Source organism: Amycolatopsis sp. NPDC049691 (assembly GCF_040675005.1).
In the GTDB taxonomy this organism is placed as follows: Bacteria; Actinomycetota; Actinomycetes; order Mycobacteriales; family Pseudonocardiaceae; genus Amycolatopsis.
The window spans coordinates 165,494-192,463 of the sequence record NZ_JBFANX010000003.1 but is presented as its reverse complement, the minus strand read 5'-3'; the positions used below and the strand labels follow the sequence as shown (position 1 = coordinate 192,463).

Annotated in this window: 25 protein-coding genes; 16 read left to right on the top strand and 9 right to left on the bottom strand. The window is 70.2% G+C overall.

What is annotated here, in order from left to right:
• Nucleotides 1–1,725, bottom strand: coding sequence for an FAD-dependent oxidoreductase (locus tag AB0J40_RS07960; RefSeq protein WP_364449152.1), 1,725 nt, complete (start codon nucleotides 1,723–1,725; stop codon nucleotides 1–3).
• Nucleotides 1,726–1,727: 2 nt separating this feature from the next.
• Nucleotides 1,728–2,486, bottom strand: coding sequence for an SDR family oxidoreductase (locus AB0J40_RS07955; protein ID WP_364449149.1), 759 nt, complete (start codon nucleotides 2,484–2,486; stop codon nucleotides 1,728–1,730).
• Between the two features lie 108 nt (nucleotides 2,487–2,594).
• On the opposite strand from AB0J40_RS07955, the gene AB0J40_RS07950 reads away from it, so the two are divergent.
• Nucleotides 2,595–2,813 (top strand): ferritin-like domain-containing protein, encoded by a 219-nt coding sequence (locus AB0J40_RS07950; RefSeq protein WP_364449146.1) that lies wholly within the window; start codon nucleotides 2,595–2,597, stop codon nucleotides 2,811–2,813.
• Between the two features lie 62 nt (nucleotides 2,814–2,875).
• Here the strand turns inward: AB0J40_RS07950 and AB0J40_RS07945 are convergent, their stop codons facing one another.
• Nucleotides 2,876–3,337 carry an ArsI/CadI family heavy metal resistance metalloenzyme gene (locus AB0J40_RS07945; RefSeq protein ID WP_364449144.1) on the bottom strand — a complete coding sequence of 154 codons (462 nt, stop codon included), beginning with the start codon at nucleotides 3,335–3,337 and terminating at the stop codon, nucleotides 2,876–2,878.
• Nucleotides 3,338–3,420: 83 nt separating this feature from the next.
• Between AB0J40_RS07945 and AB0J40_RS07940 the strand changes: the two genes are divergently transcribed.
• The 3 genes from AB0J40_RS07940 (at nucleotide 3,421) to AB0J40_RS07930 (ending at nucleotide 5,328) form a co-directional block, all read left to right on the top strand.
• Complete coding sequence (locus tag AB0J40_RS07940; RefSeq protein ID WP_354809016.1) at nucleotides 3,421–3,783, top strand: metalloregulator ArsR/SmtB family transcription factor; 363 nt, start codon at nucleotides 3,421–3,423, stop codon at nucleotides 3,781–3,783.
• On the top strand, nucleotides 3,780–4,838 hold the full coding sequence (gene arsB, locus AB0J40_RS07935; protein ID WP_364449141.1) for an ACR3 family arsenite efflux transporter: 1,059 nt from the start codon (nucleotides 3,780–3,782) through the stop codon (nucleotides 4,836–4,838). Before AB0J40_RS07940 ends, arsB begins: the two co-directional genes overlap by 4 nt.
• A gap of 79 nt (nucleotides 4,839–4,917) precedes the next feature.
• Entirely contained in the window at nucleotides 4,918–5,328 is a 411-nt protein-coding gene (locus tag AB0J40_RS07930; protein ID WP_364449138.1) for an arsenate reductase ArsC, read from the top strand.
• A 61-nt stretch (nucleotides 5,329–5,389) separates the two neighbouring features.
• On the opposite strand, the gene AB0J40_RS07925 is transcribed toward AB0J40_RS07930, so the two are convergent.
• The gene (locus tag AB0J40_RS07925; protein ID WP_364449136.1) at nucleotides 5,390–7,345 is read right to left on the bottom strand and encodes an NPCBM/NEW2 domain-containing protein; all 1,956 of its coding nucleotides are present in this window, start codon (nucleotides 7,343–7,345) and stop codon (nucleotides 5,390–5,392) included.
• 359 nt (nucleotides 7,346–7,704) lie between these two features.
• Here AB0J40_RS07925 and AB0J40_RS07920 point away from each other — a divergent pair, with 359 nt between their 5' ends.
• The gene (locus AB0J40_RS07920) at nucleotides 7,705–8,874 is read left to right on the top strand and encodes an MFS transporter (protein WP_364449133.1); all 1,170 of its coding nucleotides are present in this window, start codon (nucleotides 7,705–7,707) and stop codon (nucleotides 8,872–8,874) included.
• On the opposite strand, the gene AB0J40_RS07915 is transcribed toward AB0J40_RS07920, so the two are convergent.
• Nucleotides 8,861–10,078, bottom strand: coding sequence for a helix-turn-helix domain-containing protein (locus AB0J40_RS07915; RefSeq protein ID WP_364449131.1), 1,218 nt, complete (start codon nucleotides 10,076–10,078; stop codon nucleotides 8,861–8,863). The two genes, AB0J40_RS07920 and AB0J40_RS07915, sit on opposite strands and share 14 nt — an antisense overlap.
• Nucleotides 10,079–10,199: 121 nt before the next feature.
• On the opposite strand from AB0J40_RS07915, the gene AB0J40_RS07910 reads away from it, so the two are divergent.
• Genes AB0J40_RS07910 through AB0J40_RS07875 form a run of 8 tightly spaced genes read left to right on the top strand, consistent with a single transcriptional unit; the run spans nucleotide 10,200 to nucleotide 19,648 of the window.
• A complete protein-coding gene (locus AB0J40_RS07910; protein ID WP_364449129.1) occupies nucleotides 10,200–11,693 on the top strand; it encodes an NAD(P)/FAD-dependent oxidoreductase in 1,494 nt (497 codons plus the stop codon).
• Complete coding sequence (locus AB0J40_RS07905; protein WP_364449126.1) at nucleotides 11,686–12,591, top strand: alpha/beta fold hydrolase; 906 nt, start codon at nucleotides 11,686–11,688, stop codon at nucleotides 12,589–12,591. The genes AB0J40_RS07910 and AB0J40_RS07905 overlap by 8 nt, the downstream gene beginning before the upstream one ends.
• Entirely contained in the window at nucleotides 12,588–13,934 is a 1,347-nt protein-coding gene (locus AB0J40_RS07900; RefSeq protein ID WP_364449123.1) for an FAD-binding oxidoreductase, read from the top strand. The genes AB0J40_RS07905 and AB0J40_RS07900 overlap by 4 nt, the downstream gene beginning before the upstream one ends.
• Before the next feature lie 12 nt (nucleotides 13,935–13,946).
• Nucleotides 13,947–15,329 (top strand): flavin monoamine oxidase family protein, encoded by a 1,383-nt coding sequence (locus tag AB0J40_RS07895; protein WP_364449120.1) that lies wholly within the window; start codon nucleotides 13,947–13,949, stop codon nucleotides 15,327–15,329.
• Nucleotides 15,326–16,030 (top strand): transporter, encoded by a 705-nt coding sequence (locus AB0J40_RS07890; protein WP_364449118.1) that lies wholly within the window; start codon nucleotides 15,326–15,328, stop codon nucleotides 16,028–16,030. The genes AB0J40_RS07895 and AB0J40_RS07890 overlap by 4 nt, the downstream gene beginning before the upstream one ends.
• Entirely contained in the window at nucleotides 16,027–17,301 is a 1,275-nt protein-coding gene (locus AB0J40_RS07885; RefSeq protein ID WP_364449115.1) for an NAD-dependent succinate-semialdehyde dehydrogenase, read from the top strand. Before AB0J40_RS07890 ends, AB0J40_RS07885 begins: the two co-directional genes overlap by 4 nt.
• Complete coding sequence (locus AB0J40_RS07880) at nucleotides 17,298–18,413, top strand: Zn-dependent alcohol dehydrogenase (protein ID WP_364449112.1); 1,116 nt, start codon at nucleotides 17,298–17,300, stop codon at nucleotides 18,411–18,413. The genes AB0J40_RS07885 and AB0J40_RS07880 overlap by 4 nt, the downstream gene beginning before the upstream one ends.
• Nucleotides 18,413–19,648 (top strand): aminotransferase class III-fold pyridoxal phosphate-dependent enzyme, encoded by a 1,236-nt coding sequence (locus AB0J40_RS07875; RefSeq protein ID WP_364449109.1) that lies wholly within the window; start codon nucleotides 18,413–18,415, stop codon nucleotides 19,646–19,648. Before AB0J40_RS07880 ends, AB0J40_RS07875 begins: the two co-directional genes overlap by 1 nt.
• A gap of 87 nt (nucleotides 19,649–19,735) precedes the next feature.
• Here the strand turns inward: AB0J40_RS07875 and AB0J40_RS07870 are convergent, their stop codons facing one another.
• Nucleotides 19,736–19,969 carry a hypothetical protein gene (locus tag AB0J40_RS07870; protein ID WP_364449106.1) on the bottom strand — a complete coding sequence of 78 codons (234 nt, stop codon included), beginning with the start codon at nucleotides 19,967–19,969 and terminating at the stop codon, nucleotides 19,736–19,738.
• Between the two features lie 251 nt (nucleotides 19,970–20,220).
• On the bottom strand, nucleotides 20,221–21,141 hold the full coding sequence (locus tag AB0J40_RS07865; RefSeq protein WP_364449103.1) for a helix-turn-helix transcriptional regulator: 921 nt from the start codon (nucleotides 21,139–21,141) through the stop codon (nucleotides 20,221–20,223).
• A gap of 129 nt (nucleotides 21,142–21,270) precedes the next feature.
• Here AB0J40_RS07865 and AB0J40_RS07860 point away from each other — a divergent pair, with 129 nt between their 5' ends.
• Nucleotides 21,271–22,224: an aldo/keto reductase gene (locus AB0J40_RS07860; RefSeq protein WP_364449100.1), complete on the top strand. Its 954-nt coding sequence runs from the start codon at nucleotides 21,271–21,273 to the stop codon at nucleotides 22,222–22,224.
• A 61-nt stretch (nucleotides 22,225–22,285) separates the two neighbouring features.
• Here AB0J40_RS07860 and AB0J40_RS07855 read toward each other — a convergent pair whose 3' ends face one another.
• Together AB0J40_RS07855 and AB0J40_RS07850 are read right to left on the bottom strand one after the other, a co-directional pair.
• Nucleotides 22,286–23,959: an APC family permease gene (locus tag AB0J40_RS07855; RefSeq protein WP_364449098.1), complete on the bottom strand. Its 1,674-nt coding sequence runs from the start codon at nucleotides 23,957–23,959 to the stop codon at nucleotides 22,286–22,288.
• Between the two features lie 287 nt (nucleotides 23,960–24,246).
• Nucleotides 24,247–24,561 (bottom strand): hypothetical protein, encoded by a 315-nt coding sequence (locus AB0J40_RS07850; RefSeq protein ID WP_364449095.1) that lies wholly within the window; start codon nucleotides 24,559–24,561, stop codon nucleotides 24,247–24,249.
• 138 nt (nucleotides 24,562–24,699) lie between these two features.
• Between AB0J40_RS07850 and AB0J40_RS07845 the strand changes: the two genes are divergently transcribed.
• Together AB0J40_RS07845 and AB0J40_RS07840 are read left to right on the top strand one after the other, a co-directional pair.
• Entirely contained in the window at nucleotides 24,700–25,554 is an 855-nt protein-coding gene (locus AB0J40_RS07845; protein WP_364449094.1) for a formate/nitrite transporter family protein, read from the top strand.
• Between the two features lie 796 nt (nucleotides 25,555–26,350).
• Nucleotides 26,351–26,935 (top strand): response regulator transcription factor, encoded by a 585-nt coding sequence (locus AB0J40_RS07840; protein WP_364449092.1) that lies wholly within the window; start codon nucleotides 26,351–26,353, stop codon nucleotides 26,933–26,935.
• Nucleotides 26,936–26,970: the final 35 nt, after the last annotated feature.

Genomic DNA, 26,970 nt, shown 5'->3' with positions numbered 1-26,970 from the left:
TCATTCGACGAGCTTGCCCGCGGTGGACACCTCGCGCATGAGCGAAGCGATGTCCCCCGGGATCGGGGGAAGCTCTTCGCGTGCGACCTGCCCGGGCCCGGACCAGACGAGGTTCACCCCCAGCGTCTCGTCGAGGTCCGGGTGGTCCGCGCGGTTGTGGCAGCCACGCGTCTCGCGGCGTTCGAGCGCCGATTCGAGCGTGGCCCGCGCGGCCAGCACCGCCGCCTTGAGGTCGAACGCGTGCGCCAGGTCCTGGAACCCGGCGATGTCGGGGTGGACGCCCACGGCACGCATCCGGCTTTCCAGTTCGTCCAGCTCGGCCAGGCCGGCGCGCAGGCCGGTCTCGTCGCGGACCACGCCCGCGTGCTCGGTCATGGTGTTCCGCACCGTGCGCTGCAGGGCGCGCACGTTCTCCGGGCCGTCCGCGGCCAGCAGCTCGTCGACCTCGCCCGAGGCTTCCTCCGTCGCCGCCGGCGACCGCTGCTGCGCACCGAGGTCGCGTGAGTAGCGCGCGGCGGCTTCACCGACGATGCGGCCGTAGACCAGCAGCTCGATCAGGGAGTTGCCGCCGAGCCGGTTCGCGCCGTGCAGACCGCTCGCCGCCTCGCCGAGGGCGTACAGGCCCTCGACGCCGGTGCCGTGGTCCTCCGGCCGGACCCAGACCCCGCCCATCGAGTAGTGCGCGGTGGGCGCGATCTCGATCGGTTCGCGGGTGATGTCGAGCATCTGCAGTTCGAGCAGGGTCTGGTAGACGCGGGGGAGCCGGCGCATGATCGTCTCCCTCGGCAGGTGCGAGACGTCGAGCCACACCCCGCCACCCGGCGTCCCGCGTCCCTCCTTGATCTCGGTGTAGGCCGCCAGCGCCACTCTGTCGCGAGTGGACAGTTCCATCCGGTCCGGGTCGTACTCGGCCATGAACCGCTCGCCGAGGGCGTTGCGCAGCACCCCGCCTTCGCCGCGGGCCGCCTCCGAGACGAGCGTGCCCGCGGCGTTCTCGGGCGCGATCAGCCCCGACGGGTGGAACTGGACGAGTTCGGCGTCGCGGATCCGGCCGCCGGCCAGCACGGCCAGCCGGAAGGAGTCGCCGGTGTTCTCGTCCCGGCGGGACGAGGTGCGGCGCCAGATCCGCGTGTGCCCGCCCGCGGCGAGGATCACCGCGTCGGCGTGGATCACGTACCGCGTCCCGTCCGCGAGGTCGAATCCGTAGGCGCCGAAGACGACGTTGTCCCGGACCAGGATCCGCGTGACGTAGACGGAGTCCAGGACCGGGACGCCGAGCTGCGCTGCCCGGTTGACCAGCGTGCGCTGGATCTCCAGTCCGGTGTAGTCACCGGCGAACGCGGTGCGGCGGTAGGTGTGCGCGCCGAAGAAGCGCTGGGAGATCTTCCCGTCGGCCTCCCGCGCGAAGGGCATTCCGTAGCGTTCGAGGTCCTCGATGCCCCGGGCGGCGTTCTCGGTCACGATCCGCACGGTCTCGGGATCGGCCAGCAGGTAGCTTTCCTTCAGCGTGTCCGCCGCGTGCTGCTGCCACGAGTCTTCCGGGTCCATCGTCGCCAGCGCCGCGTTGATGCCGCCCGCGGCGAGGGTGGTGTGCGCGTCCGACTTCGCCCGCTTGCCGACCGCCAGGACGTCGACGCCGCGCTCGGCCAGCTCGATCGCGGCGCGCAGGCCGCCTCCGCCGGTCCCGATGACGAGGACCGACGTGGCGATCCGGTGCTCGGTCATGGTCACTTCGCCGGCGGCGGGTTGAGCGGGAGCCAGTCGGCGAACCGGGTGGCGGCCAGCTGCGCGCCGGGGCCCGGAAGGAGCATGTCCTTGTCCAGCAGGGCACCGAAGTAGCGCGCGTCCGGGTCGGTGACGACCTCGCGGCGGTCACCGCGGAAGGCCAGCCCGGTGCGGATCAGCTCGTCGAGCCCGAACTGCTCGGGACCGGCGACCTCGAGGGTCCCGTTCAACGGTGCGCCGGCGGCGACCCGGCCGACCGCGGTGGCCACGTCTTCGGCGGCCATGGGCTGGATGCGCGCGTCCGACAGGCGCACGGTGTTCCCCTCGGTCGCCGCCTGGGCGATGCTGCCCACGAACTCGAAGAACTGCGTGGCGTGCACGATCGAGTACGGCCGCCCGGCCTCCTTGATGAGCTTCTCCTGCGCGATCTTCGCGCGGAAGTAACCGCTTTCGGCGAGCCGCTCGGTGCCGACGACCGACAACGCCACGTGGTGCCCCACCCCGGCCTTCTCCTCGGCGGCGAGCAGGTTTGCGGTGGAGGTGCGGAAGAAGTCCAGCACGGCGTCGTCGGCGAACGAGGGTGAATTCGAGACGTCGACCAGGACCTGGGCGCCTTCCAGCACTTCGGCCAGCCCCTCGCCGGTCAGCGTGTTCACGCCCGAATCGGGGGACGCGGGGACCGCTTCGTGGCCGTGGGCGGCCAGCTTCCGGACGAGCTTCGAGCCGATCAGCCCGCTGCCGCCGATCACGACGATCTTCATGGGGTGCCTCTCCTCCCGCGTCCCGGCCGCTCCGGGACGTCGTTCTCCAGCAAGGACCGGACGGCGTCCCGGTTTGTGACAAACCGCGATGGCGTCCGGTCTTGTCTGGTGGGCACGGTCCTCGCGGAGGAGATGATCCACCTGGCGCCGGTGGCGAACCTGCTCAACGCCGTCGGCGGCGCGCCGAAGCTCGACACGCCGCAGCTGCTGCCGCCGTACCCGCACCCGCTGCCGCACGGCGACCGGTCGGTGCACGGCGGACGCGCCGCCGCAGACCGACGAGTACCGCACGATCGGCCAGTTCTACGCCGCCATCGAACGCCGTAGCTCGCGGGTCGGCAGCTGAGCGGAGCCGGTGCACCCCTCGATTGCGCACCGGCCCCGGGCTTTCAGTTGCAGCAGCCCTCGGGGGTGGCGGTTTCGGCGTCCGGCGTGCAGCAGGTCGCCGGGGTGACCAGCGCGGCGCTGTCGGTGCCGTAGGTCGTCGAGTCGCCCTTGACCGTGTAGACCTCCCACGGCTCCTTGCCCGGCCCGTGGACCCACACCTTGTCCTGCACCGCGTAGCAGCAGGTGGTGTCGTCCTCGGTGAGCGTCTCGAGTCCTTCGCCGGTCAGCCGCTGGGTCGCGGCGTTGACCTGGTCGGTCGACTCGACTTCGACGCCGAGGTGGTCCATCACTGTCTCCTGGCCCGGCTCGCCCTCCAGGAGCACCAGCTTCAGCGCGGGCTCGGTGATCGCGAAGTTCGCGTAGCCCGGCCGTAGTTTCGCCGGCTCGGTGCCGAACAGTTTCGAGTAGAAGTCGATCGATCCGGCCAGGTCTCCGACCCGTAGGGCCAGCTGTACCCGTGACATCTCCGCTACCTCCTTGAATAGATGGCTGTCTAAGCAGCTGAACTTAGATTGCCGTCTATATGTGAATCTGTCAATATAGAGACATGTCGAAGCAACTGCCGCTCGTCGCGATGGACGCCTGCTGCGCGCCCCTGGCCCGGGAGCCGCTGACGCAGGACCAGGCGGTCGAGCTGTCGCACCTGTTCAAGGCGATGGCCGACCCGGTGCGGCTGCGGTTGCTGTCCTTGATCGCCTCCCACGCCGGCGGGGAGGCGTGCGTGTGCGACCTGACCGACGCCTTCGACCTGACCGGTCCGACCATCTCCCATCACCTGAAGGTGTTGCGCGAGTCCGGGCTGATCACCGGCGACCGGCGCGGCACCTGGATCTACTACCGCGTGCACCCGGAGGTGCTGGCGCGGCTGTCGGCGGTGCTGACGACCACGAGCGAAGCGGTCACCGCGTGACGACGGTCGCCGAGGCGCCGCCACGCCTGTCCACGCTGGACAAGTTCCTGCCGGTGTGGATCGCGGCCGCGATGGTCGCCGGGCTGCTGGCCGGGCGCTGGGTGCCTGGCCTGAACACCGCGCTGTCCGCGGTGCAGGTCGACGGCATCTCGTTGCCGATCGCCCTCGGGCTGCTGGTGATGATGTACCCGGTGCTGGCGAAGGTCCGCTATGACCGGCTCGGCACGGTGACCCGCGACCGGCGGCTGCTGTGGCCTTCCCTGGTGCTGAACTGGCTCGTCGGCCCGGCGCTGATGTTCGCCCTCGCCTGGCTGCTGCTGCCGGACCTGCCCGAGTACCGCACCGGGCTGATCATCGTCGGCCTGGCTCGCTGCATCGCGATGGTGATCATCTGGAACGACCTCGCGTGCGGAGACCGCGAAGCTGCCGCCGTGCTGGTCGCGCTGAACTCGGTGTTCCAGGTGCTCGCCTTCGGGCTGCTCGGCTGGTTCTACCTCGCGGTCCTGCCGGGCTGGCTCGGCCTCCCGCAGGCCGACCTCGCCGTGTCCGGCTGGCAGATCGCCAAGAGCGTACTGATCTTCCTCGGCATCCCCTTGCTCGCCGGCTACCTGACCCGCCGTGTCGGCGAACGCGCCAAGGGCCGTGACTGGTACGAGACGAGCTTCCTGCCGAAGGTCGGGCCCGTCGCGCTGTACGGGCTGCTGTTCACCATCGTCATCCTCTTCGCCTTGCAGGGCGACCAGATCACCAGCCGTCCGCTGGACGTCGCGCGCATCGCGGTTCCGCTGCTGGTCTACTTCGGACTGATGTGGGCCGGCTCCTACGCACTCGGCAAAGCGGTGGGGCTGAACTACGAGCGGACCACCACGCTGGCGTTCACGGCCGCGGGCAACAACTTCGAACTCGCCATCGCCGTGGCCATCGCGACCTTCGGCGCGACCAGCGGCCAGGCGCTCGCCGGGGTCGTCGGCCCGCTGATCGAAGTCCCGGTGCTCGTCGGCCTCGTGTACGTCTCCCTCGCGCTGCGGCGCCGCTTCGCCAGGAGCCCTCGATGACACGCCGGCGTGGTCCGGGTGCTGGTGCTGTGGCCCTTCGTCGGCTTGCCCGTTCCACACGTCGAAGGGGAGAACACCCGTGACCGGCAAGCCTGAAGTCCTGTTCGTCTGCGTGCACAACGCCGGCCGCTCCCAGATGGCCGCCGCGCTGCTCGCCCACCACGCCGATGGTGCGGTCGACGTCCGTTCGGCCGGCTCCGCGCCCGCCGACAGCATCAACCCCGCCGTGCGAGAGGCGATGGCCGAAATCGGGCTCGACCTTTCCCACGAGGTGCCGAAGAAACTGACGACCGACGCGGTCGAGGCGGCCGATGTCGTGATCACGATGGGCTGCGGCGACGCCTGCCCGATCTTCCCCGGCAAGCGGTACCTGGACTGGCAGCTCGCGGACCCCGCGGGCAAGGGCGTCGAGGACGTCCGGCCGATCCGGGACGAGATCGATCGCAGAGTGCGGGAACTGCTCACCGAGCTCTTGGCTGCGGAGGCCTGAGCTCGGGAGGTCCGGGGACGAACCGGCGGGAATCCGGCGAGAAGGTCGCCGCGGCCCGGCCTCAGCAGGTGATCGCGGGGTTCGCCCAGTCGGCGTGATCGTTGGTGTTGCCGTCGCCGGCGTCGGTCACCGACAGTTCCAGCACCTGGACGCCGGTCAGCGGCGCGGACAGCGCCTGTGCCTTGTCCCCGGGGTGCATGACGCCCGTCGCGGCGAGTTCCTTGCCGTCACCGAGGATGCGGAACCCCACGCTGCCGCCGGAGTTCTCGTCGTCCATCCCGACCAGGACGCTGACGGACGTGCAGGATGCGCCGACGTAGACCCGCACGCTCGAGGGGGCGTGGGCGCCGATGCCGTCGTCGTAGCCGACCCCGGCGATGGTGATCCGGTGGCCGTCACCAGGCCGGCTCTCGCCGTTGCTCGTGCCGCGTTCGACCGGGCCCCAGCCGTTTTCGGACGACATCCAGGGGGCCTTCGACAACGCCGTCGTGCCCGGCGACGGGCGGAAGACGAGCGGTGACGTGGCTTCCGAGCCCGAGGCGCGCTTGCCCCATGCGGTGGAGTAGTCGGCTTTGGCCGCCAGCCTGACGCGCTCGCCACCCGGGGCCACCGGCTTGAACGTGATCGGCTGCTGCCACGACTTCCCCGGGGCCACGGCCGGAACCGTGAACGTGCCGGGGCCGTCGAGCTGCCAGCCGACGGGCGTCGCGACGGTGGCCCGGAGCTGGGTGATCGGCGTGCTGCCGTCGTTGGTGACCTGAAGGGTGGTGGTCAGCGGGCGGTCGGCGGGCACGTAGTCCGGCGCCGGCAGCGAAAGCGTCGTCATCGGCGCGGCCGCCGGGTGCGTCGACGGCCAGACCCGGAAGACGGACGAGTCGTGCGACGCGACGGCGTCGCGGAGGGTGCCCGCGGTTTCGGTTTCCGTGCCGGTCCAGAGGTCGCGGACGCGGAAGGTGCGGCCCTCGAGACCGAGTTCCGCCGCCGTGGTGCTGATGGTGGTGCTCGCCGACCCGCGGTTGAAGAGCACTACCGCGGCCGATCCATCGGACATCGGTTTGAACCAGACCTCGATGTCGCCGTCGTCGCGGAGCTTGTGGCCCTGCGTGCCGGCCCAGTCCTGGTCCAGCGCGATGACGTCCTTGTTCTCGAGGATCGCCTTGGTAGCGGGCGACATCGCGGTCAGGTCGTTGCCGGCCAGCAGCGGCGCGTTCAGCAGCGCCCACAGTGCGAAGTGCGACCGGTACTCGGCGTCGGTCATGCCGCCGTTGCCGACTTCGAGCATGTCCGGGTCGTTCCAGCCACCGGGGCCCGCGAACTTCTCCAGGCCGACCTGCTGGTCGAGGATGCCCGTCATGCTGCCCCAGTTGTCGCTGATGTCGCCGGTGGTGCGCCACAGCTGCGCACCGGCGTCGCGCCCCCAGGTCCACGGCTTGTTCTCGCCCCATTCGCAGAGGGCGTAGATCATCGGGCGGCCGGTCTTCTTGATCGCGTCGCCCATCTTCGTGTAGCGCTCGATCGCAGGGCGGCCCTGGTTGTTGCAGTTGTCGTACTTGAGATAATCGACGCCCCAATCGGCGAAGGACTGGGCGTCCGCCTCCTCGTGGTCGAGCGCGCCGGGCATGGTCTTCTGGCAGGTCAGGGTGCCGGCGCTGGTGTAGATGCCGAGCTTCAGGCCGAGCCCGTGGACGTAGTCGGCGAGGGTCTTGATGCCGTGGGGGAAGCGTTCGTGGCTGGGTTCGAGCTTGCCCTCGGCCGTGCGATTCTGTTCCGCCCAGCAGTCGTCGATGTTGACGTACTGGTAGCCCGCGTCCTTCATGCCGGACGACACCAGCGCGTCGGCGGCCCCGCGGATGAGGTCCTCGTTGATGTCGCAGCCGAACCTGTTCCAGCTGTTCCAGCCCATCGGCGGCCGTTCGCCGACGCGCTGGGCGGCGAAGTAGGCCGGCTCCGCGGCTGCGGCGGGGACAGCTTCGGCGACGGTGACCACCGAGGTGCAGGCGGCTATTGCGACGGCCATTCCAACAAGACGACGCACGACTACCTCCAGAAACGCGCAACTTTGCGCATACTCAATCAACAATCAACACGACGGAGCAACGAGCGTCTACGTCCGTTAGTAGGTAATCCGCGGGTTGGTGCCGGATGCACAGCGCGGCGCGAATCCCGGTGCGCGGTGTCGTACCGAAGGGCGATCGCGATGGCGACAGTGGTTGTTCTCGATCGACCGACAAGGACAATCAGATGCCCCCTCGACGACGAGTGCGTGGTGCTGCCGCCGCAGGTGCGGTTGCGGTCGCCACGGTCTTGATCGGAAGCACCGCCCGCAGGCGCAGCGAGTCGTTCGGTCTGCACGCTCCGCGCCGCAGGGCACGCCCAGTGCGCGCTGCCGCCACCCCGGTGAAGAGCCGGTGGACGGTCTTTCTCGCCTACGGGCTGCTGGCGGCTGCGAGCCAGGCGCTCTTCGTGACCTACGCGCCCGTCACCGGGGACGCCGCGCGGCACTTCGGCGTTTCCGTCGGGGCGATCGGCTGGTTGTCGCAGGTCTTCCCGCTGGTGTACGTGCTTCTCGCGATCCCGGCCGGTCTCGCGCTCGACCGGTTCCTCCGGCCGGCCCTCGTCGCCGGTGCGGTTCTCACAGCCGGCGGGGCGTTCCTGCGGCTGGTGGCCGACGACTTCGCCTGGGCCTTGGCCGGGCAGGTCGTCGCCGCGGCGGGACAGCCGTTCGTCCTCAACGCCATCCCCGGTCTCGCCGTGGGCTATCTGTCCGAAAAGGACCGCGCTACCGGAATCGCCGCCGCGTCCTCCGCCACCTTCGGCGGCATGGTCCTGGGCTACCTGCTCGGGGCGTTCCTGCCCGGCGAGAGCCACATCCGCGGCCTCACGCTCATCACCGCGCTGATCGCCCTGGACGCCGGGTTGTGCCTCGTCGGAGCGCTGCGCGTCGCACCGGCACCGGGGAGCCCCGCGACCGGAGGCCTCCGGGCCGTGCGTGCGGCCTTCGGCAACCGGTACGTCCGGCGGCTGTGCGCGGTCGTCGCCGTGCCCATGGGCACGTTCATCGCGCTCGCCACGTTCGCCCAGCCGCTGCTGGCGCCGGCGGGGGTCTCGGAAGCCACCGCCGGGCTCATCCTCGCGTGCACCATGATCGCCGGAGTGCTCGGCTGCGCCGTGGTGCCGGTGTGGGCGGACCGGCGCGGCCGCGAGGTCGCGCTGATGGGCGCGGGGATCGCGTTCACGGCCGTGGCGTGCCTGCACCTGGCCCTGGTCCCCAGCACGCCGATGGCCTGGCTCACGCTGCTCGGCACCGGGTTCGTGCTGCTGCCGGCGTTGCCCATCGTGCTCTCGCTGAGTGAGCGGCACGCCCTCGACGCCGAGAGCACCGCGGCCGGGCTGATCTGGATGGCGGGCAACCTGGGCGGGGTCGTGCTGGCCACCGCGGTCGGATTCCTCGTGACCAGCCCGGCGATCGCGTTCACGGCACTGGCCGGCGCGACCCTGCTGGCCCTGCCGGCCCTGCGCTGGTTCCGGAAGCTCAGCCGGCCATGATTTCCGGCGCGACGTCCAGCACGAGCAGGGCCGCCGCGACATGGGTGGGGTTGTCCTCGACCTTGACGATCGCGAGCTCGTTGGCGCGCGAGACCCGCCGCTCGACGGTGTTGCGGTGGGCGGGGAGGGCGGCCGCGGCCCGGGTGGTGTTGAAGCCGCACTGCACGTAGGTGAGCAGCGTCCGCCGCAGCTCCGGGTCGGCTTCGGCCAGCGGGCCGAGGGTGTTGCCGACGAACCGGCGGGCGCTCGCGCGGTCCTGGGTGAGGGCGTCGATCAGCTCGACGTCGGCGTAGGCGGTGAACCGCCGGGCCGAGCCGAGCCGGACGACCAGCGCCTGGGCCGAGAGAGCGTCCTGGTGGCTGGACCGGAACCCGTCGAGCCCGCGTCCCGGCCGGCCCACCGCCACGCGGACCTCTCCGGCGATGACCTGCTCGAGCCGGGGCAGATCCACCGGATCCGCGTCCGACAGCCAGACCCAGCGTGAGGTGGCGCTGGCCCGGGCCACCAGCGTGTTCCGGGCGGAGCGCACGGCCGCGACCGCCTCGTCCAGCACCTCGTGCTGCCGGGGGTCGTCGACCCACAGCACCAGGCCCACGTGCCACCGGGCCATCCGGTAGCGCAGGCGTCCCTCCGCGAAGTCCTCCGACACCGGCGCGCCGCCGGCGATCAGCTGGATCAGGGCGATCGCGTCGGCGTCGGCGTTGCCCATCGCCGCGGCGAGACTGGCCTCGCGCAGGATCGCGACCGAGTCGAGGGCGTACTGCACCAGAGACTTCGCCGACACGTCCAGGACGCCCACGAGCAGGTCGCGATCCGTGCAGTGCGCCACGCACTCCTCCAGCCACCGGCGCCAGCCGATCCCGAGTGCCGCCCGCCACCCGCCGGCGAAGTCGGGCGCGATGCCGCGAGCCACGAGATCGCCGATGTACGCGGTGATCCGCGGGCCGACGTACGGCTCCACCCGCCGCCCCGGGTGCTGGATGTTCGACGTCAGCCACTGGAGGAGATCCGAGCGGTTGAGGTGGCGGTCCTCCTCGCGCAGCGACGCGTCCGAGAGCAACGCGGGGTCGTGCTGCGCCTGCGCTTTGAGAGCGGGCGCGGCGAGGGCGTCGGTCAGCGCGTCCGTGTCGTCCAGGAGCCGCTGGCACAGGGACCGGATCGCGTCGGCGACCTCGGGGGTCGGCGCGGGCCACAGCTCTTCCATCCCCGAAGTGTGCACTGTGCACCAGCACCGCGCGAACCCTGTGCCCGCTGTCGTTGTGACCGCGGCCATGGCTTGGCGACAGTGAAGCCATCACAAGCCGGCTCAGCGAGGAGAGGCAGACATGACAGCTGAGGTGCTGGACGCCGACGAGGAGTTCGACGTCGTCGTCATCGGCGCGGGGATTTCCGGGATCGGCGCGGCGACGTACTTCCGCCGGGAGCTTCCCGGCAAGTCCCTCGTCGTGCTGGAGGGCCGCGACAACATCGGCGGTACCTGGGATCTCTTCCGGTACCCGGGCATCCGGTCGGACTCGGACCTGCACACCTTCGGCTACGAGTTCAAGCCGTGGCGCCACGAAGCCGCGATCGCCGACGCCCCGCTGATCCGGGAGTACCTCCAGGAGACCGTCGAGGAGAACGACCTGGCGCACCACATCAGGCTGCGCCACCGGGTCGTCCGAGCGGAATGGTCCTCAGTGGACTCGAAGTGGACGTTGCGCGTCGAGGCCGCGGGTTCGGTCAAGACGATCCGCGCGCGCTGGGTGTTCGCCGCCACCGGCTACTACCGGTACGACCAGGGGTTCTCGCCGGAGTTCCCCGGGAGTGCGGACTTCGCGGGCCGGATCGTCCACCCGCAGCACTGGCCCGAAGACCTCGACCACAGCGGCAAGAAGGTCGTCGTCATCGGCAGTGGCGCGACCGCGGTCACGCTGGTGCCGGCGATGGCCACCGAGGCCCGGCACGTCACGATGCTGCAGCGCACGCCGACTTACATCATGGCGATGCCCCGCGTCGACCGGGTCGCGACGACGCTCACGAAGCTGCTCGGCGAGAAGCGCGGGTACGCCGCGACGCGGTTCAAGAACATCTGGATCGAACACGGGATCGTCAAGGGTCTGCGGGCGTTCCCCAAGCTCGGCCGCGCGGTGATCCGGCGCGAGAACGTCAAGCGGCTCCCCAAGGGTTTCGACGTCGACAAGCACTTCACCCCACCGTACGACCCGTGGGACCAGCGGCTCTGCCTGGCCCCGGACGGCGACTTCTTCGACGCGATCAAGGCGGGCACCGCTTCCGTCGTCACCGACACGATCACGCGGTTCAGCAACCGCGGCATCGTCCTGGCCTCGGGCGAGGAGCTGGAAGCCGACATCATCGTCACGGCGACGGGGCTGAACGTGCGGCTCTTCGACGGCATGCCGATCGTGGTCGACGGGCGCGAGATCGACGTCGCGGATTCGGTCTGCTACCGCGGGATGCTGCTGAGCGGGGTCCCGAACTGGGCGATGGCGATCGGCTACACGACCTCGTCCTGGACGCTCAAAGTGAGCCTGATGTGCCGCTACTTCATCGACCTGGTGCGGCACATGGACGCGCACGGCCACGACCGGGTCGTCCCGGTCGCGCCCGCGGGCACGCCGCACCGGCCGGTGATGGACCTGCAGGCCGGCTACGCCAAGCGCGCCGAGAAGATCCTGCCCAAGCAAGGGGATTCCGCGCCCTGGCGGATGGCGATGTCCTACCCCGAAGACGCCAGGGCCCTGCGCGGCCCGGTCGCCGACGAGCACCTCGAGTTCGGCACCGCCCGGTCCGCTGAACGGCGGTCGGCCCGTGTCTGAAGACCAATACGCGGCCCTCCCGTCCGGCGTGACGATCTGCTACCGCGACCACGGCGACCCGGCCGCCCCCGCGATCCTGCTCATCGCCGGAATGGGCGAGGACCTCACCTTCTGGACCGGCTCGTTCGTCGACGCGCTCGTCGGCCACGGCTTCCGGGTCGTCACGATGGACAACCGCGACGTCGGCCGGTCCACGTTCGCGGTCACCCCGGCGCCCGCGCTGTGGCGCCAAGTGCTCGCCCGCCCACGGCCTGACGGCTACTCGCTGGCGGACCTGGCCGCCGACGCGGTCGGCGTCCTCGACCACCTCGGGATCCGCCAGGCGCACGTGGCCGGGCGCTCCCTGGGCGGGATGATCGCGCAGACGGTGGCCGCGACCGAACCCGCGCGGGTCCGGTCCCTGACGTCGATCTTCTCGACCACGGGCGCGAAGAAGGTCGGCCGGCCCGCGCTGTCGACGCTCCGGCTGCTCGCCGGGCCACCGGCGAAGACCCGCACCGACGCGGTGCGTGCCCACCTGCGGATCACCCGGCACATCGCCGGAACCGGATACCCCATCGACGACGCGGCCGAAGCCGCCATCGCGGCCGGTGGCTGGGACCGCGCGGCCGGCGACCTCGCCGCGGGCTCGGCCCGGCAGATCCAGGCCATCCAGCGCTCCGGGGACCGGACCGCCCAGCTGCGCCGGATCACCGCGCCCACCCTCGTCGTCAACGGCGACCGGGACCTCCTGGTCGCCCCCAGCGGCGGCGCCGCGACCGTGGAAGCCATCCGCGGCGCCCGGCACGTCGTCATCCCCGGCATGGGCCACCACATCCCGGAGGCCCTCGTCGAACCCATCACCAAGTACATCGCGGAACACGCCACGACGCACGGGAAAGCGAGGGCGGAATCATGAGGATCGACAACGTCGAGTGCAGCACCTTCAGCGGCTGGATCGACCCACCCACCGACGTCCTCCCGAGCCTCGACGGCGACCTCACGTGCGACGTCGCGGTCATCGGCGGCGGCATGGGCGGCATGGCGACGGCGCTGCGGCTCGCCGAGCGCGGCCAGGACGTGGTGCTGCTGGAGGCCGAGTTCTGCGGCTACGGCTCCAGTTCGCGCAACGGCGGCCAGATCGCGAGCGTCCCGGGCGGGGACCTTCGGCTGCTGAGCCTCTTCTACCCCAAGAAGGTGCCCGGCATGGTGCGGCTGGCCGAGAACTCCGCGAGCTTCGTGGAAGACCTCATCAAGACCCACGGTATCGACTGCGACTACGAGCCCAACGGCCTGGCTTGGGGTGCCGTGGGGCACGGGCAGATGCTGCGCATCCGTACCTTGGCGGCGATTCTGCGGCGCGCGGGAGGCCGCGGGCACGTCGGCACCAGCAAGGAACTCGGCATTCCCGGCGGCTTCGTCGGCGGCATGCGCGAGGCCGTGGGCGGCATGCTGAACCCCGGCAAGCTGAGCCGGGGAGTGCGCCGCGCCCTGATCACGTCGCCGGCTCGGGTGTTCGAACGGACCAAGGTCACCGACGTGAGCCGGCGCGGCGGCGAGGTGGTGATCTCGACCCCCGGCGGCACCGTGCGGGCGAACCAGGCGGTGCTCGCGACGAACGCCTACTCGGGGGAGTGGGCCATCACCCCGAAGCGGCTCTCGGTGCCGTTGTGGCTCATCGAGCTGGAGACCGAGCCGATCGCGCCGGAGCGGCTCGCCGCGCTGGGCTGGACCAGCCGGTCGGGCGTGATCACCCAGCACCAGGTCATGGAGCACTACCGCCTCACCGCGCGCGGCACCATCGTGTTCGGCGTCCGGCGCGTCGAACGCGGCATGACCTACCCGCTGCCCGCGAAGGCTCCGGACCGCGAGCTGGTCGAAGAACTGGCCGGCGCGTTCGCGACTCGCTTCCCGACGCTCGCCGACGTCGCCGTGGAGCGGGCGTGGGGCGGGTGGATCGCGATCACGTCGTCCTGGCTGTCGATCGCCGGCCGGATCGGGGACAACGTCCACTACTCGATCGCGTGCAACGGACACGGGCTGGCGCAGGCACCGTACGTCGGTTCACTCATCGCCGACTCCATTGTGGATGGAACGCGGCACGAGGACCTCGCCGGGATCTGGGCGGAGAAGCCGAAGTTCCCGCCCTTCGCGATGGTCGATCCGCGCAGCCTCCGTCTGGTGTGGGCACTCGACCGCTTCACCGATCTGATCAACGGCAGCCGCCGCCGAGCCTTGCACGCGGCCGCTCGCGTGCGCTGAAAAGGAGAAACCATGGCACCATCTCGTGAGCGTCGCCCGGCGGCCACCTCGGTCGACGTCGTGGTCGTCGGGGCCGGCTTCGCCGGGCTGAGCGCCGCCGAGCGGCTCGTGAGCACGGGCCGGTCGGTCCGGGTCGTCGAAGGCCGCGACCGGGTCGGCGGCCGATCGCTCTCCGGCGAAGTGGCGGGGGTGAAGGTCGATCTGGGCGCGACGTGGGTCGCGCGGCGGCACACGGCGATCCGCGACCTCGCGAACCGCGTGGGCTGCACCACGACCGGCCAGTTCGCCCGAGGGCGCAACGTCCTGTGGATGGCCGGCCGGCGCCGCACGTACCGGAGCACCATTCCCAAGGTCTCGCCGGCGGCGCTGGTGGACCTGACCCGCGTCCAGCTGGCGCTGAACAAGCTGGTCGCCACCATCGACGTCGAGGCGGCCTGGAAGTCGCCCCGGGCCGGGGAGTTCGACGCGATTTCGTTCGGCGAATGGCTCGACCGGAAGAACGCGCAGCCGGTCACCCGGGCCATGATGACCGTCGTCAGCAAGGTGCAGTGGGGCTGCAGCCCGGGAGACGTCTCGCTGCTGCACGCGTTGCGCTACATCCGCGCGGCGGGCGGCGTGGACCACATGCTCGACGTGGAAGGCGGCCAGCAACAGGACCGGTACACCGAAACCACCCAGGAAATCGCGAAGCGGGTCGCGGAGCGCCTCGGCGACCGCGTCGTCCTGGGGACGCCGGTGCGCTGGGTCACTCAAGACGACACCGGAGTCACGGTTCGCACCGACTCGGAAGAGATCACGGCGGAGTACGCGATCGTGACCGCCGCCCCGGCGCACCGCGCCGGCATCGCCTTCCACCCGGCCCTGCCGGAGCCGGCCGAAGGCCTCGCGAAAACCTGGCGCATGGGCGTCTTGAGCAAGGCGTTCGTCGCGTACGAGAAGCCGTTCTGGCGGACCAACGGGCTTTCGGGCGAGGCGGTGACCGACACCGGGACCGTGTTCATCACCTTCGACGTCTCGCCCGAGGGCGGCCCCGGTGTCCTGATGGCGTTCTGCGACCCCCGCGTCTTCGACGGCTTCAGTCCCGAGACCCGGCGCGGCATGGTCCTCCGGCAGCTCGTCCAGCTGTACGGCACGCAGGCGAGCGCCCCCATCGGCTACGTGGACCACCGCTGGGGAGCGGAACCGTTCGCCCCGGGTGGCCCGAACCCGGCCGTCGCCCCGTACGCGACGACGGCCTTCGGTCCCGCGCTCACCGAGCCCCACGGGCGCGTCCACTGGGCGGGCACCGAGGCCGCGGGGGAGTGGGCGGGGTCCATGAACGGCGCGGTCCTGAGCGGTCAGCGCGCCGCCGAGCGCGTCGCGGCCCTGCTCGCGCGAGAGGTGGCGGCGCGATGAAGGACGTCTTCTTCCTGCTCGCCGACGTGTGGATGATCTTCGTCGGCTACTTCCTCGGCTGGCGGTTCATCCGCCGTTACGGCAACTACCTGCTCGGTCTCGAATGGATGGTCGTCGCGACGTCGGGCAGCAACTTCCTCGTCTGGTCGTTGCTCGGCGGCGACGAGGGCAGCGTCCTGTACGGCGTGGCGTACTTCTTCGACGCATTCTCGCGGTCGGTCGGCATCACGCTCATCCTCGTCATGGGCCTCATGAAGGTCACCCACCGATACAAGCCGTCCGTTGCCGTGGATGTCGGCGTGTTCGCGCTCGCCGCCGCGGCCGGGCTGTTCCTCCGGCACTTCCACGGCGAAGACCCCCACGCCGACCGCGGCGCGTTCGCCGTCGCCGCCTTCTACGTCGTGGTCAACCTCGTCACGGCGGTCTTCCTGGCGTACTTCGCCAAGCGGCTGTGGGAGGCCGGCGCGAGGTGGCCGGCGATCTGGACGGGCCTGGTCACCGCGGCCGCGACGACCATCGCGATCACGTACGACTTCTTCCCCTTCCCGTTCGACGACGCGAACCGCACGTTCTTCTACACCGCCGCGCTGGCGACGTGGGGTACGCAGGGATTCGTGTACTTCTTCGCCTACCGCGCGCTGCACAACCGCAACGCGGCACCGAGCGTGACACCGGCACAGGAAGCGGGTGCGTCTTCATGATGGACCGGGCACTCGACCTGGCCGAGCGGGCCTATCGGTCGAACGCGACCACGGTGGCTCAGCGCGCCGAACTGCTGCACACCGTCGCCGCGCTGCACACCGAGCGCAGTGGTGAACTCGCCCGCCTCGCGCACGAGGAGATGGGCAAACCCCTGGACGAGGCCGTCGCCGAGGTCGAGTTCAGCGCGTCCATCTACTCCTACTACGCGGCGAACGCGGAGGCGTTCCTCGCCGACGAGCCCGTCGAGCTGCTCGCGGGGGAGGGCACGGCGTTCGTCCGCCGCCAGCCGATCGGCGTGCTGCTGGGCATCATGCCCTGGAACTACCCGTACTACCAGGTCGCCCGGTTCGCCGCGCCCAACCTCGCGCTGGGCAACACCATCGTCCTCAAGCACGCGCCGCAGTGCCCGGAGTCGGCCGCGGCCCTGCAGCGGATCTTCACCGACGCCGGCTACCCCGAGGGCTGCTACGTCAACGTCTCCGCGTCCAACGAGCAGGTCGCCGAAGCCATCGCCGACGTCAGGGTGCGAGGCGTGTCCTTCACCGGGTCCGAGCGAGGCGGCGCGCAGGTCGCGGAAACGGCGGGCCGCAACCTCAAGAAGGTCGTGCTCGAGCTGGGCGGCTCGGACCCGTTCCTCGTGCTGTCCACAGAGGACATGGAGGCCACGGTCCAGGCCGCGGTGGACGCCCGGTTCGAGAACACCGGACAGGCGTGCAACGCGGGCAAGCGGTTCATCGTGGCCGACGACCTCTACGACGAATTCCTCGACAGGTTCACGGAAAAGGTGCTCGCCAACGCCGACGGACTGGCGCCGCTGTCGTCGGTGACGGCCGCCGAGCGCCTCGAAGAACAGGTCGAACGGGCCGTCGCGGACGGCGCGACCCTGGTCTGCGAAGGACGACGTGAAGGCGCTTTCTTCCCGCCGGGCGTCCTGACCGGACTGTCCCCGGCTTCGCCATCGGCCGCCGAGGAACTGTTCGGGCCCGTTGCGACCGTCTACCGCGCGGGATCCGAAGCCGAGGCCGTCGAGCTGGCCAACAGCACCCCGTACGGACTGGGTTCCTACGTGTTCACCACCGATCCCGAGCAGGCGATGCGCGTCGCCGACCGGATCGAGGCGGGCATGGTCTTCGTCAACGGCGTCGGCCTGGAAGGCCCGGAACTGCCGTTCGGCGGCATCAAACGATCGGGCTTCGGCCGCGAGCTGGGCCGGGCGGGGATCGACGAGTTCGCCAACAAGAAACTCATCCGCGGGGTGACGCTGTCATGACCATCGAATTCGACGCCGCCGTCTTCCGGACGCCGGACGCGCCGCTGGCCGTCGAACGCGTTTCGCTGCCCGATACACCGCCGCCCGGTGAGGTGCTGGTGCGGCTCAAGGCCAGCGGGTTGTGCCACAGCGACCTGCACGTGCTCGCCGGTGACTGGGAGACGCCCGCGCCGATGATCCTCGGCCACGAAGGCGCCGGGATCGTCGAGAGCGTGGGCGAAGGCGTCACGACCCTGGCGAAGGGCGACCACGTGGTCCTTTCCTGGACGCCGTCGTGCCGCCGGTGCCGCTACTGCGTCAGCGGCCGGCCTGTCCTCTGCGACCTGGTCAGCCGGCACTCGGCGAACCACCTGTCGTTCGACGGCCGGACCCGCGTCACGACGGCGAACGGCCGGGACGTCCACAGCTTCGCGGGTCTCGGGACGTTCGGCCAGTACACGCTGGTGCCCGAATCGGCCGCGATCGCAGTCCGTGACGACGCCCCGTTCGCCCAAGCGGCGCTGATCGGCTGCGCGGTCACGACCGGCGTCGGGGCGGCGGTCAACACCGCGCAGGTCCGGCCGAGCGACACTGTGCTGGTCTTGGGCTGCGGCGGCGTCGGGCTGAACGCGATCCAGGGTGCCCGCCTGGTCGGCGCGCGCAAGATCATCGCTGCGGACATCGCCGACGACAAGCTGGAGCAGGCACGCGTCTTCGGTGCGACGGACCTGATCAACAATGCGCGCGAGGACTTCGCGGACCGGGTCGCCCAGCTCACGGACGGGCGCGGGGTCGAGGTCGCGATCGAGGCGATCGGGCTGCCGCGCACCATCGAGGCGGCTTACGCGGTGCTCGCACGCGGCGGACGGGCCGTCGTGGCCGGGCAGGTGGCCGACGGCGTGCGGGTCACGATCGATCCGTTCGTCCTGTCCGATCGGGAACTTTCGCTCGTCGGCTCGAACTACGGGTCGAGCAGGCCCGACGTCGACTTCCCGCAGCTGGTCGAGCACTACCTGGACCGCCGCATCGACCTCGACTCCCTGGTGACGAGCACGATCGAGCTGGCGGAGGTCAACGAGGCGTTCGACGGGATGAAGCGTGGCGTCGGCATCCGGACGGTGATCGAGTACTGATGGCGCTGGAATCTTCCCGGCTCGCCTTCGAACGAGCCCGCCGCAGCGTCGGCGGCGGCGTGGGGTCGGGCCTGCGCGCCGCGATGCGACCCCATCCGCTGTTCGTGCGGGAGGCGCGCGGCGCACACGTCTGGGACCTCGACGGCGACCGGTACGTCGACTACGTGATGGCGTGGGGGCCGCTCGTGCTCGGCCACGGCGACCCCCGCGTGCTGTCGGCGGTGGCCGAGGTCGCGAAGAGGATGCAGGTCGTCGGGACCGGCCACGCCCTCGAGTACCTCGCCGCGGAGGCGGTTCTCGAGGCCGTGCCGCACGGCGAGCGGCTGCTGTGGAGCAACACGGGAACCGAAGCGGTGCAGGTCGCGCTGCGCCTCGCCCGGGCCGCGACCGGGCGGCGCCGCGTCCTCAAGTTCGCCAAGAGCTACCACGGCTGGCACGACACCGTGCACGCCGGAATGTCCGAAGAGGACGGTGACCGGCCCGCCGAGCCGGGCGGCCGGGGACAGTCGCCCAGCGTCCTGGACGACCTGGTCATCGGGCGCTTCAACGACGTCCCGCTGACCGAGCGCCTCCTGGGCGAGCACGATCTCGCGGCGGTGCTCGTCGATCCGGTGATGAGCAACGCCGGGGTCGAGGCACCCGATCCGGCATTCCTGGCCACGCTGCGAAACCTGTGCGACCGGCACGGCGTCGTCCTCGTCTACGACGAGGTGATCACCGGGTTCCGGATCGCGCGCGGCGGCGCGGCCGAGAAGTACGGCGTGCGCCCCGACCTGTCCGTCTTCGGCAAGGCGATGGCCGGTGGTTTCACCCAGAGCGCCGTCGTCGGCCGGGCGGAGCTGGTCGATCAGGTGACGGCCGGGGTCGTCCACGCCGGAACCTTCAACGCCAACCCGATCGCGCTCGCCGCTGTCGAGGCGACGATGCGCATCCTGGCGGACGCGACGGTCTACGAGGCGCTCGAGAAGACGTCGGCCGAGTTCGAAGCCCTCGTGGGTGGTGCCCTCGGTCCGGGCTCCGGCAGCTTCAACCGGGTCGGCTCGCTCCTCCAGTACGTCCCGGCGGGCGGGGCCACCGGCCTCCACGGCACCGGCGGGCTCTGGACGGTGATCCTGGAAGGGATGCTGCGACAGGGCTTCCTGTTCCTGCCTTCCGGCAAGGTCTTCCTCAGCACCGCCCACACGACCGCGGACACCGAGGCGACGGCCGAGGCACTCGAGAAGCTGCTTCGTTGATCACCCACGCGTCCGTTGCCGCGCGGACGCGCGCCCGGCGCCGTGGGCCGGGCCGCCGAGGTTTCTGCCGGACACCTCCGGCCGGATTCAGGACCGCAGCAGTGTCGCCGCCCTGGACTGGAAGCCGGGGACCGACTGCTGATCACGCTGATCCGCTCGTCCGCGGTGATCTGCCGCCGCGGCGACGGCGTCTTCCGGATGACGGTACGCGCCGGCAGTCGCGTGCTGCTCGTGGCCGATCTGGTCCAGGACGTCGCTGGTCGCGCCCGCCGAGTACGTGGTGAACCCGAGCCTGCCGTACTGGGTTGGCCCGGTCGACATCAACACCGCGGGCGCCCAGCCCGGCGACCGCGTCTACGGCTACGGAAATTCCGGCCTCCGCCTGGGCATCTCCGAGCTTTCCCGCAGACCGGCCAGATCACGCAGAGCCAGTCCGCCGACGGCTGGACCCACGCCCGGAGTGAGAGCAGCACGGGCACTCGCCCCGACCGTCGGCGTGTCGATCGAGCCGGAGTTCACGCGGATGCCGCGCCACGAGTTCCGGCGTCGCGACATCGGCGAACCGCGACGGATCAGAGCGGCCCGGGCTGAGGGGAGTGGTGGGTGGGCTCTGCCGCCTGGGATTGCGTGGCTGCCCAGCTGGCGAGGAGTTTGAGCCGGTCTTCGGATGCGGTGCCGGGTTCGGCGGTGTAGGTGATCAGGTTGTGCACGGCTCGGCCGGGCAGGGGTAGGTCGAGGGACTGGAAGGTCAGTTCCAGGTGGCCGACGTCGGGGTGCTGGAGCCGTTTGATGCCGTCGTGGCGGATCAGGACGTCGTGCTCGGCCCACAGGCGGCGGAACTCGGGGCTGAGGGTGGACAGCTCGCCGACGAGGTCGCGCAGTGCCCGGTCGTGGGGTTCCCGCCCGGCCTCGGCGCGAAGCAGAGCGGCGGTGGCACTACATGCTGCGTCCCAGTCGGCGAAGAAGCCGGGTGCACTCGGGTCGAGGAAGATGTAGCGGGCGAGGTTGGGGCGGCCGCGCCGGTCGACGGTGGCGCTTCCGAACATGGGCGCGTACAGGGCTCGGGCCAGGGGGTTGCTTGCGACGACGTCCGTGCGGCCGTTGCGGACGAACGCCGAGGACATCGTCATGGAGTCGAGCAGCCACTGGACCTGGGGCGGGACCTCGACGTCCCGGCGGCGCGGCGGCGTGCGGCTTCCGGACCGCGATGACCGGGCCAGGTCGAACAGGTAGGCGCGTTCGTCGTCGTCCAGCCGCAGGGCGCGGGCGACCGCGGCGAGGACGTCTTCGGACACGCCGCCGATGTGCCCCTTCTCCAGCCGCGTGTACCACTCCGTGCTCACGCCGGCGAGGACGGCGACCTCCTCACGCCGCAGCCCGGCGACCCGGCGACGAGCACTGGTCGGCAGCCCGACCTGCGCCGGGGTGATCTTGGCGCGGCGACTGACGAGGAAGTCCCGGATTTCGCCGCGGTTCCCGTGCTGCTGGTCCATGCCCTTGACGGTAACCGCCGGTCAGGGCGCGAGGGGGGTGGAGCTTGTACCCCTGACAACCGCGACCTTCTCCGGTGGCGGCGATCGCGGTCTCCTGGGAATCGACGGTTCCGTATGGAGGTACGAGACATGACGAGCAAGACGCTGACCGCGCCGGCGGTGGCGCTGGGCACGTGGGCCTGGGGAGACAGCGGCGAGGCGGGCGACGGCTATTTCGGCAGCCGGCTGACCGCCTCCGGTCTGCGAGAGGTCGTCGAGAAGGCGCAGTCGAACGGGTTCACCTTGTGGGACACCGCGGTGGTGTACGGCATGGGCCGCTCGGAGACGGTCCTCGCTCAGGCGTTGAAGGGCTACTCGCGCGGCGAATACCAGCTGTCGACGAAGTTCACCCCGCAGATCGCGGGCGACGGCGACGATCCGGTCGCGGAAATGCTGGAGCAGAGCCTCGACCGCATGGGCACGGACTACGTGGATCTGTACTGGATCCACAACCCCGCCGACGTGGCCCGGTGGACGCCGCTGCTGATCCCGCTGCTGCGGAGCGGCAGGATCAAGCACGTCGGCGTCTCGAACCACAACCTGAAGGAGATCGCTCTCGCCGATCAGATCCTCGGCGAGGCGGGCTTTCGCGTGGAGGCGGTCCAGAACCACTACAGCCTCCTGTACCGCAGCTCCGAGCGCGCGGGCATTCTCGAGCACTGCCGCGAGCACGACGTGCGGTTCTTTTCCTACATGGTCCTCGAACAAGGGGCGCTGACCGGCAGGTACAGCCCGGCCAATCCGTTGCCCGAGGGCAGCAGCCGAGCGGCCGTGTACAACGGCCTCCTGTCCCGGCTGCAGACGCTGACGGACCGGATGGCGGCGATCGGCGAGGACCGAGGTGCGTCCGCCGCCGACGTCGCCACCGCCTGGGCCATCGCCAAGGGGACCACCCCGATCATCGGGGTCACCAAGGCGGATCACCTCGATGGGCTGGTCCGAGCCCACGGCATCGAGCTCACCGACGAGGAGATCGCGGAGCTGGAGACGCTGGCGGATGCCGCGGACGTCGACACGCGCGGCAGCTGGGAGCACGACATGTAGCAGTCGTCGGCGGGACCGAAGGAGAGACCACGTGGGAGAAGGCCACGCCCCTTGACCGTCCTCAGACTGCCGGTGCGGTGCCGTCGATCTCCGCCGTCAGGAGTTCCGCTTCCTCGGCGGCGACCGTGGCCTGTACCTTCTCCGGGGCGAGCGCCGAATTGACCGCCCAGTAGAAGATGACCAGCGCGAAGACGACGACCGTGACGAGGTCCCACCATTCCGGGAGGATGTTGCGCGGGGCCACGTTCTGCGCGTACCGGCCCAGGAAGCCGATGATCGCGGAACCGACGAGCCAGGGGATGACCCAGACCGCGGCCTTGAGCTCCAACGGGCGTCGTTTCTCGGCGGGGGCGGTGGCGTAGCTGATCGCGAAGATCAGGAGGCCGACGATGACGGCGGCGAGGATCTTCCACGTCGTGTCGTAGCCGCCCCAGTAGATGATCAGGTTGGCGCTGACGAACCCGATCGGGGCAAGGACCTTCGCGTAGGGCGTGCGGTAGGGGCGGGGTCGGCCGAGGTCGCGCTTGCGGAGCGCGGCCAGGGAGACCGGCGCGAACGCGTACATCACCGCTGTCGCCGAGGTCACCACGTTGACCAGCTCCTGCCAGCTGGGGAAGGGCAGGAAAGAAAACTCGCCGACGACGAACGCGAGGATGATCGACCACAGCGGGATGCCGCGAACGTTGACCCTGCCGAGGATGCCGGGCAGCAGCCGGTCGCGCCCGAGCGCGTAGGTCAGGCGGGCCGACGTCGCGACGTAGACGAGGCCGGTGCCGGCGGGGGAGACGAACGCGTCGGCGTACAGGACGTAGGCGAGCCAGCCGGCGCCGGCGGCGAAGGCGAGCGTCGCGTACGGGCCGAAGTCACCCTTTTCGATCGGGTTGGCCCAGCCCTGGATCAGGTTGTGCGGGTCGATGCTGCCGATGAAAGCGATTTCCAGCAAGATGTAGACCAGCGCGCCGACCGCCATCGCGGTCAGCACCGCGCGGGAGAGGTCACGTTTCGGGTTCCGGGCCTCGCCGCCGAGCTGGATGGCTTGTTCGAAGCCCTGCAGGGCGAATACGACACCGACCGGCAACGCCGCGAAGATTCCGTGCGCCCCGTACGGCGCGAAACCACCGCCTGCCGTGAAGTTGGCGGCGTGGAAGCTCGTCGGAATCAGTACGAACACGGTGACCAGCGGGACCGCGGTCTTCCACAGCACCGCGTAGGAGTTGGTCTCCGACATCAGCTTCACGCCGACGATGTTGATCAGGGTGAAGACCACCATCAGGAGGCTGGCCCAGCCGAACCCGCTTGCGGTGAGCGTGCCGTCGTCGGGGTGCAGGAGGTTCAGGTTGTCCTTGACCCACGCGATGTTGTTCAGGTACTCCAGACTCGCTTCGACCTCGATCGGCGCGATGGCCACGGCCTGCAGCCACGCGGACCAGCCGGCGACGAACCCGGTGACCGTGCCGTAGGCGAACAGCGGGAACCGCGCCGTGCCGCCGGCGACTGGGTAGGCCGCACCGAGTTCGGCGTGGATCAGCGCCAGCACGGCGAGCATCGCCGCGGCGAGCAGCCACGAGATGATCGACGCCGGGCCGGCGACCTGGGCTGCCTTGAGGGCGCCCAGCAACCAGCCCGAACCGATGATCGAGCCGAGGGAAATGAACGTCAACCCGTAGAAGCCGACCGCTCGCTTCAGCTGTCCGCTGCCTTCGTTCGAGGCCACGACGGTTCGCGAGGAAGCCATGCACACTCCTGTCTGCGAAGTCCGGAGTTCTCCCGGGGCCCTCCGGTGGCGTTTCGGAGCACTATGGCGCATGCGCACTCCGAACCAAACCGCTGTCGTGGCAACGATTTAATACTTAAGGCCGACTTAACATGAGACTCGGACATTTATCGCTTATCGGGGTCGTCGACAGCATGCGAGTACGCATACCGGGCTGATTCGCGGCAAAAGGTGTTCAAGTGACAGAAGCGGACATTGTGGAATCGGGAAGGTTGGTGCAGGGCCGTGTTCCAGGTCCACGTATTGCGTCACCGGATGGGCCAGTAGACCGGGCAGAGTGACGCCGGCGTCGATTCCGTCTGGCGGGCGGAACCGCCGGCGTGGCTGGTTGAGCCGTGGGTGAGCGACAGCACCCGGGACGGCCGCGGCTGCGCGGAGCAGTTCATCATCGACCCGGACGACAGCACCGACGCCACGTGCACACCGTCGTCGAGGAAGAACTCGTGCTCGCCGACGAGGTGATCGCGATCCTGCGTGCAGCGGTACTTCGCTCGGCACTTCCCCGGCTTCCCCAGTGAAACCCACGGCGTCACCAGGGACTCCGGCGGCGACTGCCGGATCACCTGCCTCCGCACCGGGTGAGGCGCCGAGACGTAGCAAATCACCCGCGAATCCCCCAGCCGGGGAGTAGTTCCGGTCCGCTCGGGTATGCGCACGGTCGCCGATGGCGGTGACGTGCGATACGCGGCGGGGGAGTGGCGATGCGAGGCGAATCGATCGACGAGGACCGGAGCGGGAACCTGCGGTCGCCGGCCGGGAGCCGGGACGAACCGGAACTGGAAGAAGCGTTCGACCGGATCGTCGACGAGGGCCGTGACCGGCTCGGCCGTCCGTTGCTGCCGCTGGTGGCGACCGGCTTGCTCGGCGGTGTCGACGTCGCGGTGGGAGTCCTGGCCTACCTGGTCGTCGAGCACGAGACCGGTCAGCCGCTGGTGGCCTCCGTCGCGTTCACGATCGGGTTCATCGCGCTACTGCTCGCGCGCAGCGAGCTGTTCACCGAGAACTTCCTGGTGCCGGTCACCGCCGTGGCGTCCGGCAGGGGTACCTGGCCACGGTTGCTGCGGCTGTGGCTGGTCACCCTGGTGACGAACCTGGCCGGCGGGTTCGCGATGGCCGGCATGGTGGTCGTGGCGCTTCCCGACCTCCGGGGTACCGCGGCGGCGAGTGGCTTGCACTACGCCGCACTGGGCACGTCGTGGCGCTCGTTGCTGCTGGCTGTGCTGGCCGGCGCGGTGATCACGCTGATGACCCGGATGCAGCACGCGACCGACGACCTGGGCGTCCAGGTCGTCGCCGCGGTGGCCATGTCGTTCCTCCTCGTCGGGGCACAGTTGTTCCACTCGGTGCTCGACTCGATCATCATGTTCGCCGGCCTGCTGGGTGGCTTGGCGTACTACTCGTGGGGTGACTGGGCCATCGCGCTGGCCTGGTCGTCGCTGGGCAACATCGTCGGCGGCATCGGCCTGGTCACCTCGATCCGGCTGCTCCGGGTGTCACACCGAGTCGAGGAAGCGCAGCACGATGCCCGCGAGGAAGCCGGTGATCGACCCACTTGACCGAACCTGGGGATCGGGTAGGTCCAAGCCACGCCCGGCTCGCGGAACCGAGGCGCCGAGATGATCGGCTGAGCCGGACTCGATCGGTCGCCCGGGGCGGGCGAAGAGTACGACGAGGATTCGTGCGCTCGGCAATTCACAAACTCGTCACCGGGCACTTGAAGTCGGGGCATGAGGCTTTTGTCCGCGCTCGTCGCTGTGCTGCTCGCGGGGTGCTCTACCGGGGTCGTCCTCGCCCGAATCCAGCGCGCCTCCGGCGCAGCCGCACCGGCTCGAGATCAAGATCGACGGGACGGCGGCCCTTACCACGCTGCCCCACACCTTCAGCTTCGCGCCCCACACCGGCAAGCACGTCTAAGGTGGCCGGGTATCTGTCCTAGCACGCTCGAAAACGAGTAGTTGAGCCACGCGAAAGAGTGAAACCTGTTCTCGGACGGCGCCCTGAGGAACCGTGCCGTTCCACCCGCTGCCGCGGTCATCGGGCGCCGCTTCGGTTCGCTCAGCGCGAAGCCCTGCAAAGGTAACTGTTCCGGTCAGCGGGCCAGCCTGCTCCGAACGGGCGAACCCGCCGCGGAGGCGTGTTCTCCCGGCGGTTCGAAGTCGATAATGGTTCCGTGGGGAATTGACAGGCACTTCGCCGCGCGGGAGGGGTCCGCGCCGGCGCTGCCGCAGCACATCGACCGAACCCGCCGGTTCTCGTGACCGGCTCGGAACGCACCGCTGAATTCTTGTCGATATCAGGGGAAACGCCCGCCGGACGACGCGGCAAAGGTCCGGCGTGCGCACGCATAGGGGGATGAACTTGTCGACTGCGAACGATAGCGTCCGCACCCGAACGGAGAGATCCGTCGTCGCGACACTCGCGATCACCGACTCCGACACCCGCGCCCGCGTAGGGGCAGCGCTGGCGCACACGGCCCGGCAGGTCACCGTCGGCGCGCAGGGCTCGGATGTTCTGATCACCGACTGCGCGACCACAGCTCGAAACTGCGCCGATCGCACCGTTCTCGTTCTGCCGGCCACGGCGACTCGCGACGAGGTGAGTGCGCTCGGCCGGACAGGGATCGGTGGTTTCATCGACGCGGAAAGCCTTTTCACCGAGCTGGTGCCGGCAGTCCTCAGCGTCGGTAGAGGACTCAGGTGGGTCAGCCCCGTGATCGGCGCCCGGCTGCTGCAGGGCCCGCCTCCCCAGCTGCCACCACTGACCGGCCGGGAATGCCAGGTGCTCGACCACATCGCCGAAGGCCATTCGAACGTCGAGATCGCGGAGTCGCTCGTCATCAGCGTCCGCACGGTGAAGCACCACGTGACGAACGTGCTGATGAAGCTCGGCGCCCGGGACCGCGCGCACGCAGTGGCCCTGGCCCTCCGCTTCCGCTGACCACAGAACGGCCGCCGGGTTCGTCGGGACCCGGC